Origin of the sequence: Aurantimonas marina, from assembly GCF_017183135.1 — a bacterium.
Taxonomy (GTDB): domain Bacteria; phylum Pseudomonadota; class Alphaproteobacteria; order Rhizobiales; family Rhizobiaceae; genus Aurantimonas; species Aurantimonas marina.
On record NZ_JADDXW010000004.1, the window covers coordinates 1 to 18,836 of the forward strand.

15 protein-coding genes and 1 tRNA gene are annotated in these 18,836 nt (G+C 65.1%); 13 read left to right on the top strand and 3 right to left on the bottom strand.

The genetic code is table 11. The features are described 5' to 3' along the window. The 5 genes from ING15_RS05855 to ING15_RS05875 all read left to right on the top strand — a co-directional run. On the top strand, positions 1–949 hold a 949-nt coding region (locus ING15_RS05855), incomplete at its 5' end, for a phage major capsid protein (RefSeq protein WP_206453866.1). After that, a complete protein-coding gene (locus ING15_RS05860) occupies positions 949–1,509 on the top strand; it encodes an HK97 family phage prohead protease (protein WP_206453867.1) in 561 nt (186 codons plus the stop codon). The genes ING15_RS05855 and ING15_RS05860, both read left to right, overlap by 1 nt. Then, positions 1,509–2,570, top strand: a complete 1,062-nt coding sequence (locus tag ING15_RS05865; RefSeq protein ID WP_206453868.1) for a phage portal protein — start codon at positions 1,509–1,511, stop codon at positions 2,568–2,570. Before ING15_RS05860 ends, ING15_RS05865 begins: the two co-directional genes overlap by 1 nt. Positions 2,571–2,573: 3 nt before the next feature. Further along, on the top strand, positions 2,574–3,467 hold the full coding sequence (locus ING15_RS05870) for a hypothetical protein (RefSeq protein ID WP_206453869.1): 894 nt from the start codon (positions 2,574–2,576) through the stop codon (positions 3,465–3,467). Between the two features lie 79 nt (positions 3,468–3,546). Further along, the gene (locus ING15_RS05875) at positions 3,547–3,810 is read left to right on the top strand and encodes a hypothetical protein (RefSeq protein WP_206453870.1); all 264 of its coding nucleotides are present in this window, start codon (positions 3,547–3,549) and stop codon (positions 3,808–3,810) included. A 136-nt stretch (positions 3,811–3,946) separates the two neighbouring features. Here the strand turns inward: ING15_RS05875 and ING15_RS05880 are convergent. Next, positions 3,947–4,022 (bottom strand) — tRNA-Lys (locus ING15_RS05880). Between the two features lie 250 nt (positions 4,023–4,272). Between ING15_RS05880 and ING15_RS05885 the strand changes: the two genes are divergently transcribed. The 4 genes from ING15_RS05885 to ING15_RS05900 all read left to right on the top strand — a co-directional run bounded on the left by ING15_RS05885 (position 4,273) and on the right by ING15_RS05900 (position 9,235). Continuing rightward, positions 4,273–5,013 (top strand): cytochrome c biogenesis CcdA family protein, encoded by a 741-nt coding sequence (locus ING15_RS05885; RefSeq protein WP_206453871.1) that lies wholly within the window; start codon positions 4,273–4,275, stop codon positions 5,011–5,013. A gap of 73 nt (positions 5,014–5,086) precedes the next feature. Further along, complete coding sequence (glmU, locus tag ING15_RS05890; protein ID WP_206453872.1) at positions 5,087–6,463, top strand: bifunctional UDP-N-acetylglucosamine diphosphorylase/glucosamine-1-phosphate N-acetyltransferase GlmU; 1,377 nt, start codon at positions 5,087–5,089, stop codon at positions 6,461–6,463. A 107-nt stretch (positions 6,464–6,570) separates the two neighbouring features. Beyond that, positions 6,571–8,397, top strand: a complete 1,827-nt coding sequence (gene glmS, locus ING15_RS05895) for a glutamine--fructose-6-phosphate transaminase (isomerizing) (protein WP_206453873.1) — start codon at positions 6,571–6,573, stop codon at positions 8,395–8,397. A gap of 130 nt (positions 8,398–8,527) precedes the next feature. Then, on the top strand, positions 8,528–9,235 hold the full coding sequence (locus ING15_RS05900; RefSeq protein ID WP_206453874.1) for a DUF502 domain-containing protein: 708 nt from the start codon (positions 8,528–8,530) through the stop codon (positions 9,233–9,235). Positions 9,236–9,249: 14 nt separating this feature from the next. Here the strand turns inward: ING15_RS05900 and recG are convergent, their stop codons facing one another. Then, the gene (gene recG, locus ING15_RS05905; protein ID WP_206453875.1) at positions 9,250–11,352 is read right to left on the bottom strand and encodes an ATP-dependent DNA helicase RecG; all 2,103 of its coding nucleotides are present in this window, start codon (positions 11,350–11,352) and stop codon (positions 9,250–9,252) included. Positions 11,353–11,446: 94 nt separating this feature from the next. On the opposite strand from recG, the gene ING15_RS05910 reads away from it, so the two are divergent. The 3 genes from ING15_RS05910 to ING15_RS05920 all read left to right on the top strand — a co-directional run bounded on the left by ING15_RS05910 (position 11,447) and on the right by ING15_RS05920 (position 16,045). Then, positions 11,447–11,743 carry an FAD assembly factor SdhE gene (locus ING15_RS05910; protein WP_206453876.1) on the top strand — a complete coding sequence of 99 codons (297 nt, stop codon included), beginning with the start codon at positions 11,447–11,449 and terminating at the stop codon, positions 11,741–11,743. Next, the gene (gene mfd, locus ING15_RS05915) at positions 11,740–15,246 is read left to right on the top strand and encodes a transcription-repair coupling factor (RefSeq protein WP_206453877.1); all 3,507 of its coding nucleotides are present in this window, start codon (positions 11,740–11,742) and stop codon (positions 15,244–15,246) included. Before ING15_RS05910 ends, mfd begins: the two co-directional genes overlap by 4 nt. A 73-nt stretch (positions 15,247–15,319) precedes the next feature. Then, positions 15,320–16,045 carry a hypothetical protein gene (locus ING15_RS05920; protein ID WP_206453878.1) on the top strand — a complete coding sequence of 242 codons (726 nt, stop codon included), beginning with the start codon at positions 15,320–15,322 and terminating at the stop codon, positions 16,043–16,045. A 25-nt stretch (positions 16,046–16,070) separates the two neighbouring features. Here the strand turns inward: ING15_RS05920 and ING15_RS05925 are convergent, their stop codons facing one another. Then, on the bottom strand, positions 16,071–17,915 hold the full coding sequence (locus tag ING15_RS05925) for an extracellular solute-binding protein (protein WP_408628679.1): 1,845 nt from the start codon (positions 17,913–17,915) through the stop codon (positions 16,071–16,073). A 222-nt stretch (positions 17,916–18,137) separates the two neighbouring features. On the opposite strand from ING15_RS05925, the gene ING15_RS05930 reads away from it, so the two are divergent. Next, complete coding sequence (locus tag ING15_RS05930; RefSeq protein WP_210348808.1) at positions 18,138–18,806, top strand: invasion associated locus B family protein; 669 nt, start codon at positions 18,138–18,140, stop codon at positions 18,804–18,806. The last annotated feature ends 30 nt before the right edge of the window (positions 18,807–18,836 follow it).

Sequence of the window (18,836 nt, forward strand, 5' to 3'; positions counted from 1 at the left end):
AGGCGCGACGAAAGAGATCGTCGACGAACTGCGCACCCGTGGCGGCTATCAGGGCATCCCGATTCCGCTGGCCGCTCTCGAAACCCGAGCCGGCGAGACCATTGCGGCGGACGTGCCGAACCCGAAAACGATCCGGCCGATCATCGATCGTATCTTTCCCGGCAGTGTCGCGGAACGGCTCGGCATTCAGCGGATCAACATCACGTCCGGCGAACTGGCGTTCCCGGTGGCGACCGCTGGCGCCGTGTTCGGCTGGCAGACCGACGAACTCGCCAATGTCGGCGCGGCGTCCGCATATCAGACCGTCGAGCGCAGCTTGAACCCGGATCACACCGGCGGCGCTCAGATGGTCATCAGCCGCAAGGCGCTGAAACAATCGGGCGAAGGTCTGGAAGCGGCCATCCGCCGCGACCTGAATGCCGTCATCGGCGCCGAACTGGATCGTGTCGTGGTCAACGGCTCCGGTGCTGCCGGCCAACCGCTCGGCATCATCGCCGGCGCGGCGACCTATGGCATCGCTTCGACGGCAGTCGGCGCGGCCGCGACGTGGGCAGCGTTCCGGGCCGAAGTCGTCGCGTTCATGCAGGCGAACGCCATCACGTCCGCCAGCCAGGTCAATCTCGGCTTCGATCCGACGATCTGGGCCGAACTCGACGAGGCGCTGATCACCGGCACGGCGGTTTCCGAATGGGATCGCCTGACGAAGCATGTCGGAACGCCGGCCATCAGCAACGTCATCCCGGCCGAGACTGCCATCATGACCTCGACCGTGCAGGGCATCGCGCCCGGCTATCTCGGCATCTATGGCGGCGTCGATCTGATCCGCGACCCGTACACCAAGGCCGGTTCGGGCTCCCTTGTCCTGACTGGTCTCGTTACGGCCGACTTCACCGTGCCGCGCGGTCTGCAGACCCGCATCCTGACCGGCATCGCCGAGCCGGTGATCTGATGCTCTGGGGTTCGTCGCACGGCGCATTGGAACTGCGCACGGAGGGCGGGGCAACCCACCTTCGCGCGACGTTCCCCTATGGCGTCGAAACCGAACTGGCAGAGGGGCGGCTTGAGGTCGTCGCCCCTCGCGCCTTCGCGGGCAGGATCGAGGCGGGCGAAGACATCCACCTGCTTTCCGGCCACGACTACAACAAGCCGCTGGCGTCCCGCGCCGCCGGCACCATGCAGGTTTCCGAAACGGATCAGGCGCTGATGATCGAGGCCACGATCGACGGCAGCACATCATGGGCACGCGATTTCCTCGCCGCACATGCCGCCGGTCTTATTCGCGGCCTGTCGCCCGGCTTCCGCGTACAGAACGGCGGCGAACGGATCGAGCGGCGCGCCAAGGGCTTGCTGCGCACCGTGACGGCGGCGGCGCTGTTCGAGGTCTCGGCAGTGACCCGCCCGGCCTATCCCGCTGCGCAGATCGAGGCGCGGGCATGGGCAGTCTCGGAACGTTCCGAAGTTGTCTCGACGCCGGGACAGTCACATCCGCTCAATCGCTGGAGGCTCTGATGGGAATGCTCGACATATTCCGACGCAAGCCCGTCGAAACGCGATCCGCGCCTGTCAGCTACACCGCTGCGCTGATGGCGGCTCGCGAGGGCTGGATCAGCGGGCATTCCGGTCTCGCCGAAATCACGGCGGCGGTGCAGACATCCGTCAGCATGTGGGAAAGCGGGCTGGCGCTCGCGGACGTGGCCGGCACCGATCTCTTGACCCGCCGCACCATGGCAATGACGGCGCGCACGCTGGCGCTACGGGGCGAGGCGGTCTTTCTGATCGCCGATCGGCTCATCCCGGCGACCGACTGGGATATGTCGACCCGGTTCGGCGAGCCGCGCGCCTATCGCGTTGGCATCCCAGAAATCAGCGGCGGACGATCGCAGACGGCGCTTGCGGCCGAAGTCCTGCACTTTCGTATCGGCGTCGATCCTTCGACCCCATGGGCGGGCAGCGCACCGTTGCGCCGCGCCCGGCTCTCGGCGGAATTGCTGGAGGAAGTCGAGACCGCGTTGCGCGATGTCTTCCGGGACGCGCCGATCGGCTCGCAAATCGTGCCAGTCCCTGAAGGGTCATCCGATGACATGGCCGGGCTGCGATCCGGCTTTCGCGGGCGGCGTGGCGCCGCTCTCGTCATCGAAGGCGTAGCGCAGGCGGTCGGGGCAGGGATGCACCCGCAACTCGGCAAGTCACCGGACCAGCTATCGCCCGATCTGCAGCGCACGCTCGCCGACAAGTTGCTCGCCAGCGCCAAGGCCGAAATCTACGGCGTGTTCGGCATCCTGCCCGGATTGCTCAATCCCGCGACGACCGGCCCGATGGTCCGCGAGGCGCAGCGGCATCTGGCGCAGTTGGTCCTGCAGCCGATCGCCAACATCATGGCCGAGGAAGTCACCGAGAAGATCGGCGCCACCGTCGCGATCGACGTGGTGCGGCCGATGCAAGCTTTCGACCACGGCGGCAAGGCCCGCGCCGTCTCGACGATGCTGCAGGCGATGGCAACCGCGAAGGAGGCAGGACTGGACCCCGCGACCGTGAAGGACGCGATGCAGTTCATCGACTGGGCGGAATGAGCCATGCTCTATCTGGACGACGCGACCCGGCGCAGGCTTCGCGGCACCCAAGATGGATGGCTCAAAAGACTAGGTGCTCGCCAGCCCACTCCGAAGCCTAAGCCCCGGAAGATAAACCGGGACCGCCGCCGCCGGCTGGTCGAAAACACGATTGAAATCCTCAAGACCGGCCAGCCAACGCCCTTTACCTATGAGGCCGCTTGTCGGCACGGGCTGCGAAGCGCTTTCTGCAGCGACGGCTGGACATGGCGCGACGCGGACGCGACGGCGCTCGACATCGTGGCGACGGCGCTCCGGTTCATCGGCGCCAAACGGCCGACATGGATGGAAGGCCAGCCGGAACATACCCAGGAAGGATTTTCCCCGATCGAGCGCACCCGTTGTGTTCGGTGCGGCGGGAATATGCCCGACGACGATCTGCAAAACGGATGGGAGCGCCGCTATTGCTCCAACATGTGCCGGAGTAGCGACCGGCTGAAATGGGAGCGGGTTTCCGGCGAGCGGCGCACGCAGGCGGAATACTGGGCTGCAATGGCCGTGACCGGCGAAGCGAAGAAGCTCCAGCGCGAGCGGCCGTGCCAGTGGTGCGGAACGCCATTCATCCCGCGCAACATCGTCGACGACATCGCCCATTGTTCGCGAAGCTGCGCGGCGAAGACGAAAGGCGCGCAACGCAAGATCATGAAGCCGTGCGAGGCGTGCGGCGAGCTGTACCACGCCAGCGGGCCGGGCGCCGGCAAGCGGTTCTGTTCCCAAGCCTGCTGGAATAGCGTCTACCTGATCCAGCCCAAGCCCTGCGAATGGTGCGGCACCGAGTTCACGCCGAAGTCGCGGCGCGTTCGCTTTTGCTCGTCGCGCTGTTCCGCCCGGCACCGATGCGCGCCGCCTGCGACCTAAGATTTGGCTCGCACCATCGGACTATTGCGTGCTTCCCTACGCTCTAGACCAAATGGCCGGATAGTCGGAGGCTTAAAGCATGGACGAAAATCGGCTCGCAGACCTGTCACGTTGGCGCGACGCTCAGTTGGTCGCGCGCTATGGCGACGAATCGGCAGCCTTCCGGCTCCGCGAATTTGGCGTGGCGCAAGCTCTGGAGATTGACGCACCAACGGCAGATGAATTGCTGTGGACGGACGTGAAAGGGGATCCCGTTGATCCCGACCACACGTGGTGGGGCTATAACGGTATGTCCGCCGTCGAACGGAAAGGGCGCAGCCAAGGGAAGTGGCCGCCGGGCTAATCGCGCCCGGATCTATGTCGCGAGCGTGTAGCGTAGATCCTATAAAAACCTCAGAACCCCCACGGAACCCCGAAACCTATTCGCGACATAAATCAGTTGCCGATCACTCGGAAGTATCTGATTTTACTGGAGAATTTGGTGAGCGCGCAGGGATTCGAACCCTGGACCTACAGATTAAAAGTCCGTTGCTCTACCAACTGAGCTACGCGCTCGAACCGCCGGGGCGCAAGCGACCCGGCGGGAATGGGCGGAACATAGAAAGGCGGCATATGCCGGTCAACCGGAAATCGCGCTCCCGCTAACGGATTTGCGATTTGCCGCGCGGTGCTCGGGCAATTAAGAGCGAGCCGACGGTTCGCCTCCCAGATCGTCGCCCTCCAACGGCAGTTTCGCGTGCGATGACGCCGGGCCGGGGTCGGGCGACCCGCGAATCGGATCAATGCGATAGAACCGAGGCATGCCTTGCTCGCCGAACTTTCCTACCCGACAGCCGTCTTCGCGGGAGCGCTCTCGTTCCTGTCGCCCTGCGTCCTGCCGCTGGTGCCGCCCTATCTGTGCTACATGGCGGGCGTCTCCGCCGACGAATTGCGGGCCGGGCCGCAGCTCGGCTCGGCCCGCTACACGCGGCTGATCGCGACTTCGCTCGTCTTCGTGCTCGGCTTTTCGACGGTGTTCGTGGCGCTCGGCGCCGGCGCCAGCACGATCGGACAGATTCTTCGACAAAATCTCGATTGGCTCGGCATCGTCGCCGGCGTCGCGATCATCATCATGGGTCTGAATTTCCTTGGCGTCTTCCGCCTGTCCTTTCTGTCGAAGGAAGCCCGGCTGACCGCGCCCGACAAGCCGCGCAGCGTCGTCGGCGCCTATCTGATGGGGCTGGCCTTCGCCTTCGGCTGGACACCGTGCATCGGGCCGGTGCTCGGGGCGATTCTCGGTCTGGCCGGCGCCAAGGGCACGGTCGGGGAGGGGGCGCTGATGCTCACCTTCTACTCGGCCGGGCTCGGCATTCCGTTCATCCTCGCGGCAGCCTTCTCCGGGGCTTTCTTCCGCTGGATGAATGGCTTCAAGGCGCATCTCGCAACGGTTGAGAAGGTGATGGGCGGCCTTTTGGTCGTCACCGGCGTCCTGTTCCTCACCGGCAGCATGCAGGCGATGTCGTTCTGGCTGCTGGAGAATTTTCCGGTATTTCAGACCATCGGCTGATCGAGGCCGCCACCTCCATTTTGATTCAGCCTGTGCTAAGGCCTCGCCGTCTGTGATTTTTTGCGAGTAACCGATGGCGAGAAGCTGCCTGTCGATCATTCTGGCTGCCGGCGAAGGCACCCGGATGAAATCGTCCAAGTCCAAGGTGCTGCACGCGGTAGCGGGCCTGGAGATGATCCGGCACGTCGCTCGTGCGGCGCGAGATGCCGGCTCGAACCGCGTCGCCGTCGTGGTCGGGCGTGACGGCGAGGCCGTCGAGGCGGCCGTCCGCCAGGATATCGCCGAAGTCGCGACCTATCCGCAGACCGAGCGGCTGGGCACGGCCCACGCCGTGCTCGCCGCGCGCGCAGGACTTGCCGAAGGTTGCGACGACGTCCTCATCTTGTTCGGCGATACGCCGCTGATCCGGCCGCGAACCCTGGCGCGGGCCCGAGCCACCCTGGCCGCCGGTGCCGAAATTTGCGTTGTTGGTTTCCGCCCCGCGGACCCGACCGGCTACGGCCGGCTGATCGAAGAGGGCGGCGAGCTTGTCGCGATCCGTGAGGAGAAGGATGCCAACGAGGCCGAACGCGCCGTCGATTTCTGCAATGCCGGCGTCATGGCGTTCGCCGGCGAACGCGCGCTCGAAATGCTGGAGGCGATTGGCAACGACAACGCCAAAGGCGAATATTACCTGACCGACATGGTCGAGATCGCCCGCCGGGCCGGCCGGACCGTCAAGGCCATCGAAGCGGACGCAGACGAGGTGCTTGGTGTCAATTCGCGCCTGGAACTCGCCGCCGTCGAAGCGCTTTGGCAGACTGCGCGGCGACGCCAGGCGATGCTCGACGGGGTGACGCTCATGGATCCGGCGAGCGTGTTCTTTGCCCATGACACGGAGATCGCCGCCGACGCCTTCGTGGAGCCAAATGTCGTGTTCGGTCCAGGCGTGACGGTGGCTGCCGGTGCCGTGATCCACGCCTTCTCTCACATTGAGGGCGCCACCATCGGCGAGGGAGCCTCGATCGGACCCTTCGCGCGCTTGCGCCCCGGCACCCGACTCGCGGAAAACACCAAGGTCGGCAATTTCTGCGAGGTGAAGAACGCCCAGTTCGCCGCCGGCGCCAAGCTCAATCATCTGAGCTATGTGGGCGATGCGACCGTGGGCGCGAGGGCCAATATCGGCGCGGGCACGATCACCTGCAATTATGACGGCGCGCTGAAGCATCTCACCGAGATCGGCGAAGGCGCCTTCATCGGATCGAACTCCGCGCTCGTCGCGCCAGTGCGGGTGGGCGACGGCGCCTATGTCGGGACCGGCAGCGTGGTCACCGACGACGTGCCGGACGGGGCGTTGGCCATCGCGCGCGGGCGTCAGGTGACCATGCCCGATCGCGGCCGCCAGATCACCGAACGCAACGCGGCGGCGAAAGCCGCCAAGACCGCCGCCAAACAATCCGACCCGGCGTAATCTCTCGACACCAAACGTGAATCCCGGCGAGCGGCCGTGGGCGTTAGAACGTCGTCCATCTCGTCGTCCCGCCGCTTCGTTCGAGCGACACATCCAAGGACCATCCCATGTGCGGAATCATCGGAATCATCAGTCGCCAACCAGTCGCGGATCGTCTCGTCGATGCTTTGAAGCGCCTGGAATACCGGGGCTATGATTCGGCCGGCGTTGCGACGCTCGAGGCGGGCGTGCTGACCCGCCGCAGGGCCGAGGGCAAGCTGGTCAACCTGGCCAAGCGTCTCGACGACGCGCCGCTCAAGGGCACGATCGGGATCGGCCACACCCGCTGGGCGACCCACGGCGCTGCAACCGAGCCGAACGCCCATCCGCACGCGACGAAGGCGCTCGCTATCGTCCATAACGGCATCATCGAGAACTATCGCGACCTGAAGGCCGAGCTCGAAGCCGAGGGCGTAACCTTCGAAAGCCAGACCGACACCGAGACGGTCGCCCATCTGGTGACGCGCGAACTCGCGCGTGGCCTGTCGCCGAAGGACGCGGTCCATGCCGTGCTGGGCCGTCTGGAAGGCGCCTTCTCGCTCGGCTTCCTGTTCAACGGCAACGAGGACATCCTGATCGGCGCGCGCCGCGGCAGTCCGCTGGCGGTCGGCGAGGGCGAGGGCGAAATGTTCCTCGGCTCGGACGCCATCGCGCTATCGCCCTTCACCGACACGGTCCGCTATCTTGAGGAAGGCGATTTCGCGGTCCTGACCCATGACCGGGTGGAGATCTTCGACGAGCATGGACGGCCGGTCACACGCGAGATCCGGCGCTCGGTCGGCAAGGCGTTCTATGTCGACAAGGGCAACCACCGGCATTTCATGCAGAAGGAGATCTACGAGCAGCCGGAGGTGTTGTCCCACACGCTTGGCGCTTTCGTCGATATGACGACCGGCCGGACGCGGATTCCGAACGGACAGTCGCTCGATTTCGCCAAGGTCAACCGCATGGCGCTGTCGGCCTGTGGCACCGGCTATTATGCAGCCCTGGTCGGCCGTTACTACTTCGAGCGCTATGCCCGGATTTCCTGCGATCTCGATGTGGCGTCGGAATTCCGCTACCGTGAAAGCCCGCTCGGCGACGTCGATCTGGCGCTGTTCGTCTCGCAATCCGGCGAGACGGCGGACACGCTCGCCTCGCTGCGCTACGCAAAGGCCGAAGGACTTCAGACCGCGTCGGTGGTCAACGTCCAGGAATCGACCATCGCGCGGGAATCCGACTTCGTCCTGCCGACACTGGCCGGCCCCGAGATCGGTGTCGCGTCGACCAAGGCCTTCACCTGTCAGTTGATGGCGCTTGCCGCGTTGGCCATCAAGGCCGGCGTCGATCGGGGCGTGATCTCGCCCGACCGCGAAATGGAACTCACGCGCATTCTGGCCGAGGCACCGCGGTTGACCAACGAGGCGATCCAGCTCGAGGACCGGATCGAAGTACTGTCGCGGGACATGGCGACGAAGCGGCACGCGCTGTTCCTCGGTCGCGGCTTCTCCTTTCCGCTGGCCATGGAAGGGGCGCTGAAGCTAAAGGAGATCAGCTATATCCACGCCGAAGGCTATGCGGCCGGCGAGTTGAAGCATGGGCCGATCGCCTTGATCGACGAGACGATGCCGGTCGTCGTCATCGCGCCCCACGACCGGAGTTTCGAGAAGACGGTCTCCAACATGCAGGAGGTCGCAGCGCGCGGCGGCGAGATCATCCTGATCACCGACACCAAAGGCGCGGCCAGTGGCGCGGTCGAGGGCGCCGAGATGATCGTCCTGCCGGACATGCCGGAAATCCTCACTCCGATCGTCTATGCGATCCCGTTACAGATGCTCGCCTATCACACAGCAATCCATATGGGCACGGATGTCGACCAGCCGCGCAATCTGGCGAAGTCCGTTACCGTCGAGTAGCGACGCCATCTTCTTCGCACTCGCGAAAAATCATCTTGCAATTGCCGCACTCGGCCCCGATGGTCCAGGCGCCGGAGGTATTCGGCGCCAATAGCAAAACGCTTTAATGCGCTAGAGGATAACGACGGCGATGGCCCGCCTGCGCAACTACTTCCTCACAGGATTCATCGTCTGCGCACCGTTGGCGATCACCGCCTGGATCACCTGGTCGTTTATGGGCTGGGTCGATGGTTGGGTGAAACCTTACATTCCCGCACAGTATCTCCCCGATTCCTATCTACCCTTTGCCGTCCCGGGTTTCGGCCTGATCGTCGCGCTGGTGCTGATCACTGTGGTCGGCTTCCTGACCGCCAATTTCATCGGCCGGACCGTGGTCCGATGGAGCGAACATCTGCTCAGCCGGACCCCGCTGGTCCGGTCCGTCTACACGGCGCTCAAGCAGATATTCGAGACGGTCCTCGCCGACCGCTCCTCCTCCTTCAAGACCGCCGGATTGATGGAATATCCGCGCAAGGGCGTCTGGTGCCTCGTCTTTGTGGCGACGACGGCTCGCGGCGAGATCGCGACGGTGCTCTCCGACCAGGGCGAGGAAATGCTGGCCGTGTTCCTGCCGCCGACGCCCAATCCCACCTCGGGCTTCCTGCTCTTCGTGCCACGCGAGGACGTGCGGGTGCTCGATATGAGCATCGAGGCGGCGTTGCGGCTGGTCATTTCGGCGGGGCTGGTGTCGCCGGATGAGGTGGTCCGCCGCGACAAGCCCATCAGCATGGCGAAAGCCTCGCGCATGGTCGCCGGGCGCGAGCAGCGGACCGAGCGGCCGATCGAGCCGGCCGAGTAGCGAAGTCCGATGCTCTAGCCGGAGCGTAGCAGCCGCACCGCCTCGTCCTTGCCGAACAGATAGAGGAGCGTGCGGAGCGCTTCGCCGCGCTCGGATTTCCGATCGCCGTCGGTCGCGAGGATCAACCGCGCGTCGTCGCGGGCGATCTCCATCAGATGGGCGTGATGTTCCATCGAGGCGATGCGGAAGAACGGCATGCCCGACTGCTGGGTGCCGAGGAGATCGCCTTCGCCGCGCAGCTTCAAATCCTCCTCGGCGATGCGGAATCCGTCCTCGGTTTCGCGCATCACCGCGATGCGGGCCGCCGCCGTCTCGCCGAGCGGCGCGCGGTATAAAAGCACGCAGGACGAGGCTTTCTCGCCGCGCCCGACCCGGCCGCGCAGCTGGTGCAGTTGCGACAGACCGAAGCGCTCGGCGTGTTCGATGACGATAATCGAGGCGTCGGGCACGTCGACGCCGACTTCGATGACCGTCGTCGCGACGACGAGTTTGGTGCGCCCGGCCTTGAAGGCCGCCATGGCGGCGTCCTTTTCCTCGCCGCTCATGCGGCCATGGACGAGCCCGACCATGTCCCCGAACAGACCCTTGAGTTGGCGAAACCGCTCCTCGGCCGCCATCAGGTCGCTTTTTTCCGATTCCTCGACCAGCGGACAGACCCAATAGAGCCGGTCGCCCGCCCCCATGGCGCGGCCGGCGCGATCGATGATCTCGTCGAGCCGCTCCATCGGTACGGCAACGGTGGTGATCGGCTTGCGCCCGGCCGGCTTGCCTTCGAGCCGCGAGACGTCCATGTCGCCGAAGGCGGCAAGAACGAGGGTGCGCGGAATCGGCGTCGCGGTCATCACCAGCAGATCCGCCGCGCGGCCCTTGCCGGTCAGGCTCAGCCGCTGGTGGACGCCGAAGCGGTGCTGCTCGTCGACGACGACGAGGCCGAGATCGCGGTACGCGACCTCCTCCTGAAACAGCGCATGAGTCCCGACGACGATCTGCGCTTCGCCCGAGGCGATGACCGCGAGCTTGGCCGCCCGCGTTTTGCCGGTATCGCGGCCGGTGAGGAGGACGATCTGCAGCCCGACCGCCTCGCAGAGCTTCGAGAGCCCATCGAAATGTTGGCGCGCCAGAATTTCGGTCGGGGCAAGCAGCGCCGATTGCGCCCCGGCCTCGGCCGCCGTCGCCATCGCAATCAACGCGACCACCGTCTTGCCGGCGCCGACATCGCCCTGCAGCAGGCGCAGCATCCGGTCCTCGTCCGCCATGTCGGCGAGGATCTCGGCGATGACAGCTTGCTGGGCATCGGTGAGAACGAAGGGAAGCACCGCCCGAAGCCGCGCCGCAAGGGCGCCGGAGCCGGTGAGCGGGCGGCCGCGCACCCTCTTCATGCGCTGCCGCGACAGCGCCAGAGCCAATTGGCTGGCCAGGAACTCGTCATAGGCGAGGCGGCTGAAGGCGGCGCCGTCGGGCACCAGATCGCGCTCGTCGGACGGATCGTGCAGGCGCTTCAGCGCGCCTCCAAAATCCGGAAAGCCGTGCTTGGCAGCGATCGACGGGTCGATCCACTCCCGCATCGTCGGCAGGCGCTCAACCGCCTGGGCGATCGCCTTGCGCAGGATCTTCGGCGAGAGCCCGGCGGTCATCGGATAGACCGGTTCGACCAGGGACAGCGATTCGGCTTCGTCGACCGACGCCACGAAGTCGGGATGCACCATCGACGGGCGGCCGTTGAACCACTCGACCCGGCCGGACACGATCATCGTCTCGCCGACGGGCAGGAGCTTTTCCAGCCAGCCGGGCTGGCCGCGAAAATAGGTGAGGGCGATCTCGCCGGTCTCGTCTTGGGCAAACACCTTGTAGGGCGCCGATTTCGCCGCCCGTCCAGGCGCCTGATGGCGGTCGATGCGAACGGTCAGCGTCACGATCCCGCCTTCCGGCGCGGTCGCGATTTGGGCGCGCTTGCGCCGGTCGATCAGGCCGGTCGGCAAATGGAACAGGAGATCGCGGACGCGCACGGCCTCGCCGGTTCCGACCAGCAGCGTCTGGAATTGCGCCGCGACCTTCGGTCCCACGCCTTCCAGCGTCGTCACGGGGGCAAACAGCGGGTCGAGGATCGAAGGGCGCATCGTCGGCGAGGTTTAGTCGGATGCGCGCCGATGGCAAGGCTGACAGGCCCGGTCTCACCCTATATAGAAGCCTCACTCACACAACAGGTTCGACATGACTGGTATGCAGCGCTCTTCGAGCGATCTCGACGTCCGCCGCCGCAAGGCGTTGTTCCGGTCCTGGCATCGGGGCATCCGCGAGATGGATCTGGTGCTCGGCCGTTTCGCCGACGCCGAGATCGACCGGCTGACCGACGCCGAGCTTCACGACTACGAGCAGCTGATGGAAGCGCCCGACCGGGACATATTCCAATGGCTGACCGGCGAAACGGCAACGCCGGCAAATTTCGACACCGGCGTGTTCCGGCGGATTAGGGATTTCCACGTCGCGGAGGAGGAGCCTCGGCCATGAGTCTGCCAGAGCCCTTGAAAAGAGCGCTGACGAAAGGCGCGGGCCTTGCGATCGGCAATGTCCTCGACGGCTACGAGGCGTTTCTGCTCGCCGACATCGCGCGCCTTCGCGGCGCGAAGAAGCCGGTGGTCTATGTCATGCGCGACGGCAACCGGATCGGCGAACTTGAGGACGCGCTGAAATTCGTGGCGCCCGAGCTGCCGGTGCTGACGCTGCCGGGCTGGGATTGCCTACCCTACGACCGGGTCGGGCCCTCGGGCGAGGTGGCGGCGCGCCGGCTATCGGCGATGGCCGCGCTCGGGCAGTTGCAACGCGAGCCGCACCGCGCGCTGATCCTGACGACGGCGAACGCGCTGCTCCAGAAGATGCCGCCGGCAGCGGTTCTCGGCGAGGAAACGATCGCGGCCAGGGCCGGCAACCGCATCGCCATGGAAGACATCGTGCGCGCCCTGCAGCGCGGCGGTTTTGAGCGGGTCGCGACCGTGCGCGAGCGCGGCGAATTCGCAGTGCGCGGCGGCATTCTCGATCTTTTCGCGCCCGGCGAGGAGGAGCCGGTGCGCCTCGACTTCTTCGGCGATACGCTGGAGACGATCCGCGGCTTCGACCCAGCGACCCAGCGCACGACACGGCAATTGCAAAGCTTCGAACTGGCGCCGGTCTCCGAGATCACCTTGCGCGAGGAGACGGTCAGCCGCTTCCGGACCAATTACGTCAAGCGCTTCGGCGCGGCACAGCGCAACGACGCGCTCTATAGCTCGATCAGCGAGGGCAAGCGCTTCTCCGGGATGGAGCACTGGCTGCCGCTGTTCTACGACAAGCTCGACACGCTGTTCGACTATTGCCAAGGCTTTCCGATGGTTCTCGATCATCTGGCGCTCGAAGCGGTCGGCGAGCGACGCGAGACGATCGGCGATCACTACGAGTCGCGCAAACGCAATGCCGGCGAAGCCAGCGGGGAGTCCATTCCCTATCATCCGGTCGATCCAGATGATCTTTATCTGTCGGAGGATGAACTCGCGGGCGGTCTCGCCGTCGCCGATCCGATCCGCCTGTCGGCCTATGGCGCGAGCGACGCCGCCAATCACGACGTTTTCAATCTCGACATCAGCCGAGGCCGCAATTTCGCGGCGGAGCGCGCCAGCGGCGACGTCAACGTATTTCAGGCGGCGGTCGATCATATCGGCCGGCTGCGCGCCGACGGCAAGCGCGTGTTGTTGGCCGCCTGGAGCGAGGGCTCGCGCGAGCGCCTGAGCCAGGTCGTCGAGGAGCACGGCCTCGAAGGCCTGAAGCCCGTCGACAGCCTGAAGAAGCTGAACGAGGCGCCCAAGAACCTCGTCGTGACGGCCGTTCTCGGTATCGAGGCGGGTTTCGAGACCCCCCATCTCGCCGTCGTCGGCGAACAGGACATTCTCGGCGACCGGCTGGTGCGGCGCGGCCGCAAGAAGCGCGCCAAGAATTTCATCGCCGAGGTCTCCGGCCTCGACGAGGGCGATATCGTCGTGCATGTCGATCACGGCATCGGCCGCTTTGTCGGCCTGAAGACCATCGAGGCGGCCGGCGCGCCGCATGATTGCCTGGAATTGCGCTATGCCGGCGAGGACCGGCTGTTCCTGCCGGTGGAAAACATCGAGCTGTTGTCGCGCTATGGCGGCGAGGGCTCGGAGGCGATGCTCGACAAGCTCGGCGGCGGCGCCTGGCAGGCCCGCAAGGCCAAGCTGAAGAAGCGCCTGCTCGACATGGCCGACGGGCTAATCCGCATCGCCGCCGCGCGGCAGATGCGCGGCGCGCCGAAGCTGGTGCCGCCGGAAGGGCTCACTGACGAATTCGCCGCAAGGTTCCCCTATGAGGAAACCGAGGACCAGATGAACGCCATCGACGCGGTGGCCGACGATCTGGCACTCGGGCGGCCGATGGACCGGCTGATCTGCGGCGACGTCGGCTTCGGCAAGACCGAGGTGGCGATGCGCTCGGCCTTCATCGCGGCGATGAATGGCCTGCAGGTCGCCGTCGTCGTGCCGACCACTTTGCTGGCCCGCCAGCACTTCAAGACTTTCGCGGAACGCTTCCGCGGCCTGCCGCTGAATGTCGCGCAGGCCTCGCGACTGGTGACCTCGAAGGAACTCGCGGCGACCAAGAAGGGCGTCGCCGAGGGCACGGTCGATATCGTCGTCGGCACCCACGCGCTGCTCGGCAAGGCCATCAGCTTCAAGAATCTGGGGCTGCTGATCATCGACGAGGAGCAGCATTTTGGCGTCAAGCACAAGGAGCGGCTCAAGGAGCTGAAATCCGACGTCCACGTGCTGACGCTGTCGGCGACGCCGATCCCGCGTACCCTGCAACTGGCCCTGACCGGCGTTCGCGAACTCTCGTTGATCACCACCGCGCCGGTCGATCGCATGGCGGTGCGTACCTTCGTCTCTCCCTTCGATCCGCTGGTCGTGCGGGAGACCTTGCTGCGCGAGCGCTATCGCGGCGGGCAGAGCTTCTATGTCTGTCCGCGCGTCTCCGATCTGGCCGACGTGAAGGCATTTCTCGACTCGGAGGTGCCGGAGCTGAAGGTGGCCGTCGCCCACGGCCAGATGGCGGCAGGCGAACTTGACGATATCATGAACGCCTTTTACGAGGGCCAGTACGACGTGCTCCTGTCGACGACGATCGTCGAATCCGGCCTCGACATTCCGTCGGCCAACACGATGATCGTCCACCGGGCCGACATGTTCGGCCTGTCGCAGCTCTATCAGCTTCGCGGTCGCGTCGGCCGCTCCAAGGTGCGCGCCTACGCGCTGCTCACCATCCCGGCGAACAAGACGCCGACCAAGGGCGCCGACCGCCGGCTCAAGGTCTTGCAGTCGCTCGATACGCTCGGCGCGGGCTTCCAGCTCGCCTCCCACGATCTCGACCAGCGTGGCGCCGGCAATCTGCTTGGCGACGAGCAGTCCGGCCACGTCAAAGAGGTCGGCTTCGAGCTTTACCAGCAGATGCTGGAAGAGGCGGTCGCGGAGATGAAAGGCGAAGAGCTGGAGAGCGACGGCCAATGGTCGCCGCAGATCGCGCTGGGCACTGCGGTGATGATCCCGGAAGGCTACGTGCCCGATCTCCAGCTCCGCATGACGCTCTACCGGCGGCTGGCGGACCTCTCGAACGCGCGCGAGATCGACGCCTTCGGCGCCGAGCTCATCGACCGCTTTGGGCCGATGCCGGCCGAGGTCGAACATCTCCTGAAGGTCGTCTTTATCAAGTCGCTGTGTCGCAAGGCCAATATCGAGAAGCTCGACGCCGGGCCGAAGGGCATCGTCATCACCTTCCGGGACAAGACCTTCCCCAACCCCGGCGCACTCGTCCGCTACATCGCCGAGCAGGGTGCGTCGGCGAAGATCCGCGCCGATCAGTCGGTCGTCCTCATCCGCGACTGGCCGACGGCGGACAAGCGGCTCAACGGCGCAGCGACGGTGGCGACCCAGCTGGCGCGCTTCGCCGACGAGGTTCAGAAAAAAGCGGCGTAGGCGAGTGGGGTGGGCATCGGATTCCCGAAACCCCTCCCACAATTTGGCCGTCTGGGCGGGCGAAAGCGCAAGGATGATCAAAAATCTCCTCTCGCTCTCTCGGCCCGCCCTCAGACAGAGCCTTCTCGCCGCGATCGGTGTATCCCTTGCGGTCGCATCCAACGCGCATGCCCAGAACCGCGTTGGCGAGCAACTTGTCAATGCCGATCTCGCAACGCTTGTCGCGATCGAGGATCGCTTGAACGCGGCAGACATTTGCCAGCCGCTGCAGTTCGATCTGCGCACGGTTTCATCGCTTGTCGGCTTCCCGATTCCCGCCTTCATTCCGATCGACACGAATCTTCGATGGGATCAGAACCGCCATCGGGTGACGCGTTTCGCGTCGACGCCGACCGATGTCGTCTTGGATTTCCGAATGGGGTGCCAACCGAGCACCAATGGTGCGGTTCTCGACTATCTCGGCCTGTCGCCCGACAAGGTTCGGCTCGACGACACAGTGTCCTGCAAAGGCGGGCGGATGGCGAACGGCGACCTCGATACGCTGGTCTGCACGGCGGAGGGAAAGGTCGGCAAGCTTCTGGCCACGACCATCATCGGCCTGTCGGACAAGGTCGGACGGCTTTTGCCGATGCAGCTGGCCGTAGTAGTTCCGGCCGCCTCGGCGCAGACGACAGGGTCGAAGACTGGGACCGCCGCGCCCGTCGGTGCGGATAATCCGGTCGACGCCGCAGTGTCGCCGGACGCCGATACCGCCAAGAGGACGCCGCCGGCCGCTCGGCCGTCGGGCGACGAGCGATAACGACCGCTCGCCGCCCGAGGCTGCGCTACTTTGCGTCCGGCGCCTTCCAGAACGTCGGCAGCTGATAGCCATAGAGCGGCGTCGTGTCGGGGTGCTCAATGAACTTCCAGCGGGCCAGCCATTGCTCCGGCAGGTGGAACAGCGGCACGACATAGTGTCCCGAAATCAGCACCCGGTCATAGGCGCGCACCGCGTCGACGAAGGCCTCACGGCTGCGCGCCGAGACGATCTCGTCGATCAGCTTGTCGAGGGCCGGGTCGGCAACGCCGGCGAAGTTGAACGTGCCGTTGGCGTCCTTCGAGATCGATCCCCAGCGATAGACCTGCTCGGCGCCCGGCGACAGCGAGGCGCTGTAGGTCGCGATGATCATGTCGAAGTCGTAAGCCGATTTACGCGCCTGATACTGGGCGTCATCGACCTGCCGAACCGTCGTCTGGACGCCGATGCGGTCAAGGGTCCGCTTATAGGCGAGCGCGATCCGCTCCTGCTCCGGCGATTGCACCAAAATCTCGAACGACAACGGTTTGCCGTCGGGACCGACGAGCGAGCGCCCCTCGAAGCGGTAGCCGGCTTCCTGGAAAGCCTTGGCCGCGGCCTGGAGTACCTTGCGGTCGCTGCCGCTGCCATCGGTCACCGGGGGCGCATAGGATCCGTCCATGACGTCCGGATCGATCTGATCGGCATAGTCCGAAAGCAGCGCCTTTTCGGCCTCCGATGCCGGACCGCCCGCGCTAGACAACTCGGAATTCTGGAAGAAGCTGCCCGTCCGCTTGTAGGCGTCGTAGTACAAGTTGCGATTGGCCCATTCGAAGTCGAACAGCATCGACAGCGCCTTGCGGACCGCGCGATCCTGGAAAACCGGCCGGCGGGTGTTGAACACGAAGGCCAGCATGTTCGACGGCGCACCGGATGTGAAAGTCTCCTTGACGACGTCGCCATTGGTCACGGCCGGGAAATCATAGGCGGTGCGCCAATGGTTCGGGTCGCCCTCGATATAGACGTAGGACAGGCCCTTCTTGAACGCCTCAAACTGGGCGTTGGAGTCGCGAAAATACTCGATGACGATGGTGTCGTAATTGTCGATGCCCTGTTTGATGGGCAGGTCGCGGCCCCAATAATCCGGGTTCTTCTTGTAGGTGATGCGCTGGCCGGGCTCGACCTTGTCGATCAGATACGGACCCGAGCCGATCACCGGCTCCAAGGTCGTCTGCTCGAAGGTCTCGCGATCGAAGGCGTGTTCGGGAAGCACCGGGAGCCCCGATATGAGGAGCGGGGTTTCCCGGTCAGCGGTCTCGTCGAAGGTGAAGCGAACGCCATTTGCGCCGGCCTTTTCGATCTTGACCGCCGGCCGCAGCCAGTTGGCGTACATCGGCCGGCCGTGCGCGCGCAGCATCTCCACGGTGAACAGCACGTCCTCCGGCCGGACCGGCTCGCCATCGGAAAATTTCGCCGCCGGATTGAGCTGGAACTCGACGGAGCTGCGTTCGGCGTCGGTTTCGACGGTTTCGGCAAGCAGCCCGTACATGGTGAAGGGTTCATCTGCCGAGCGCTGCATCAAGGGCTCGAAGACCAGATTGCCAAACTCCTTGTCGAACCAGATGCCCCGCGCCGTGGTCAGTGCGCCGCGCACGATCACCGGGTTGAGATTATCGAAGGTCCCGAAGACGCCATAGCGCATCGTGCCGCCTTGCGGCGCGTCCGGGTTCACGAAGGGCAGGCGCTCGAAGTCCGCGGGAAGGGCCGGCTCGCCCTGCATGGCGATGGCGTGCCGGGGCTCGGCCGTCGCCGGTCCCGCGAAAGGGGTTAGAATAGCGAGGGTAGCCGCGACCATGTAGCCCGCGCGACCATGGGCTGAAGGAATGCTCCGCATGCGGACCGACAGGCTCCCGATTGACGTATCTCGGATGGGATTCTAACCGTAAAGCCTTGCTTTGCCTACCATCCGGAAGCACCGGGATATGGATCGAGGGTCTTTAAACGGCCGCATTTGCGAAACAGGTCGTGGCCCGTTAAGGAACACCGTTTCATGATTTTGTCATGCCGAGAGGATTTGAGGCCTGTGACGCACCGTTTGTCGAACGCTTCCACCACGATGCTCGCCGCCGGGCTGGTCGGGCTCGCGACGCTTGCTTTCGGCGTTTCAGGGGCGAACGCCCAGGACGCGAAGCCCGCCGCCGGCCAGGCGCAGCCTGCCAGTCCAGCCCAAAGTCAGGCGATTCCCGCCGAATGGTTCAAGGTCTGCTCGACGCAGGGCGAAAACGAGATCTGCAATACGCAGTACACGTTGATCGCCGCTACGCGCCAACTGCTTACCGCAGTCAATCTGATCGACGTCAAGGGCAAGGTGAACCAGAAGGTGATCCAGGCCGTGGTTCCGACCGGTCGAGTGATTCCCGCTGGTGTTCAGATGAAGGTCGACGACGAAAAGCCGCAGACGCTGAATTATTCGGTCTGCTTCGCGGACCGCTGCATCGCCGAAGCGGAATTGACCGATGCCATGGTGGCCTCGATGAAGCGCGGCAAGCAGATGACGGTGACGTCGATCAACTTCCAGCGCCAGGCGAACCCGATCCCGATCAGTCTATCGGGCTTCACCCAGGCCTATGATGGAGCTCCGAAGGCGCAGCCCGAACTCGCCCAGCGCCAGAAGGAGCTGAACGAGGCCCTGCAGAAGCAGGCCGAGGAGCGGCGCAAGAAGTTCGAGGAGGCCCAAAAGGCTGCCAAGGACAACGCCGGCGAGGCAAAGCCCGCCGCGCAATAGGTCCTGCCGCGGCCAAGCCACTCCCTGAAG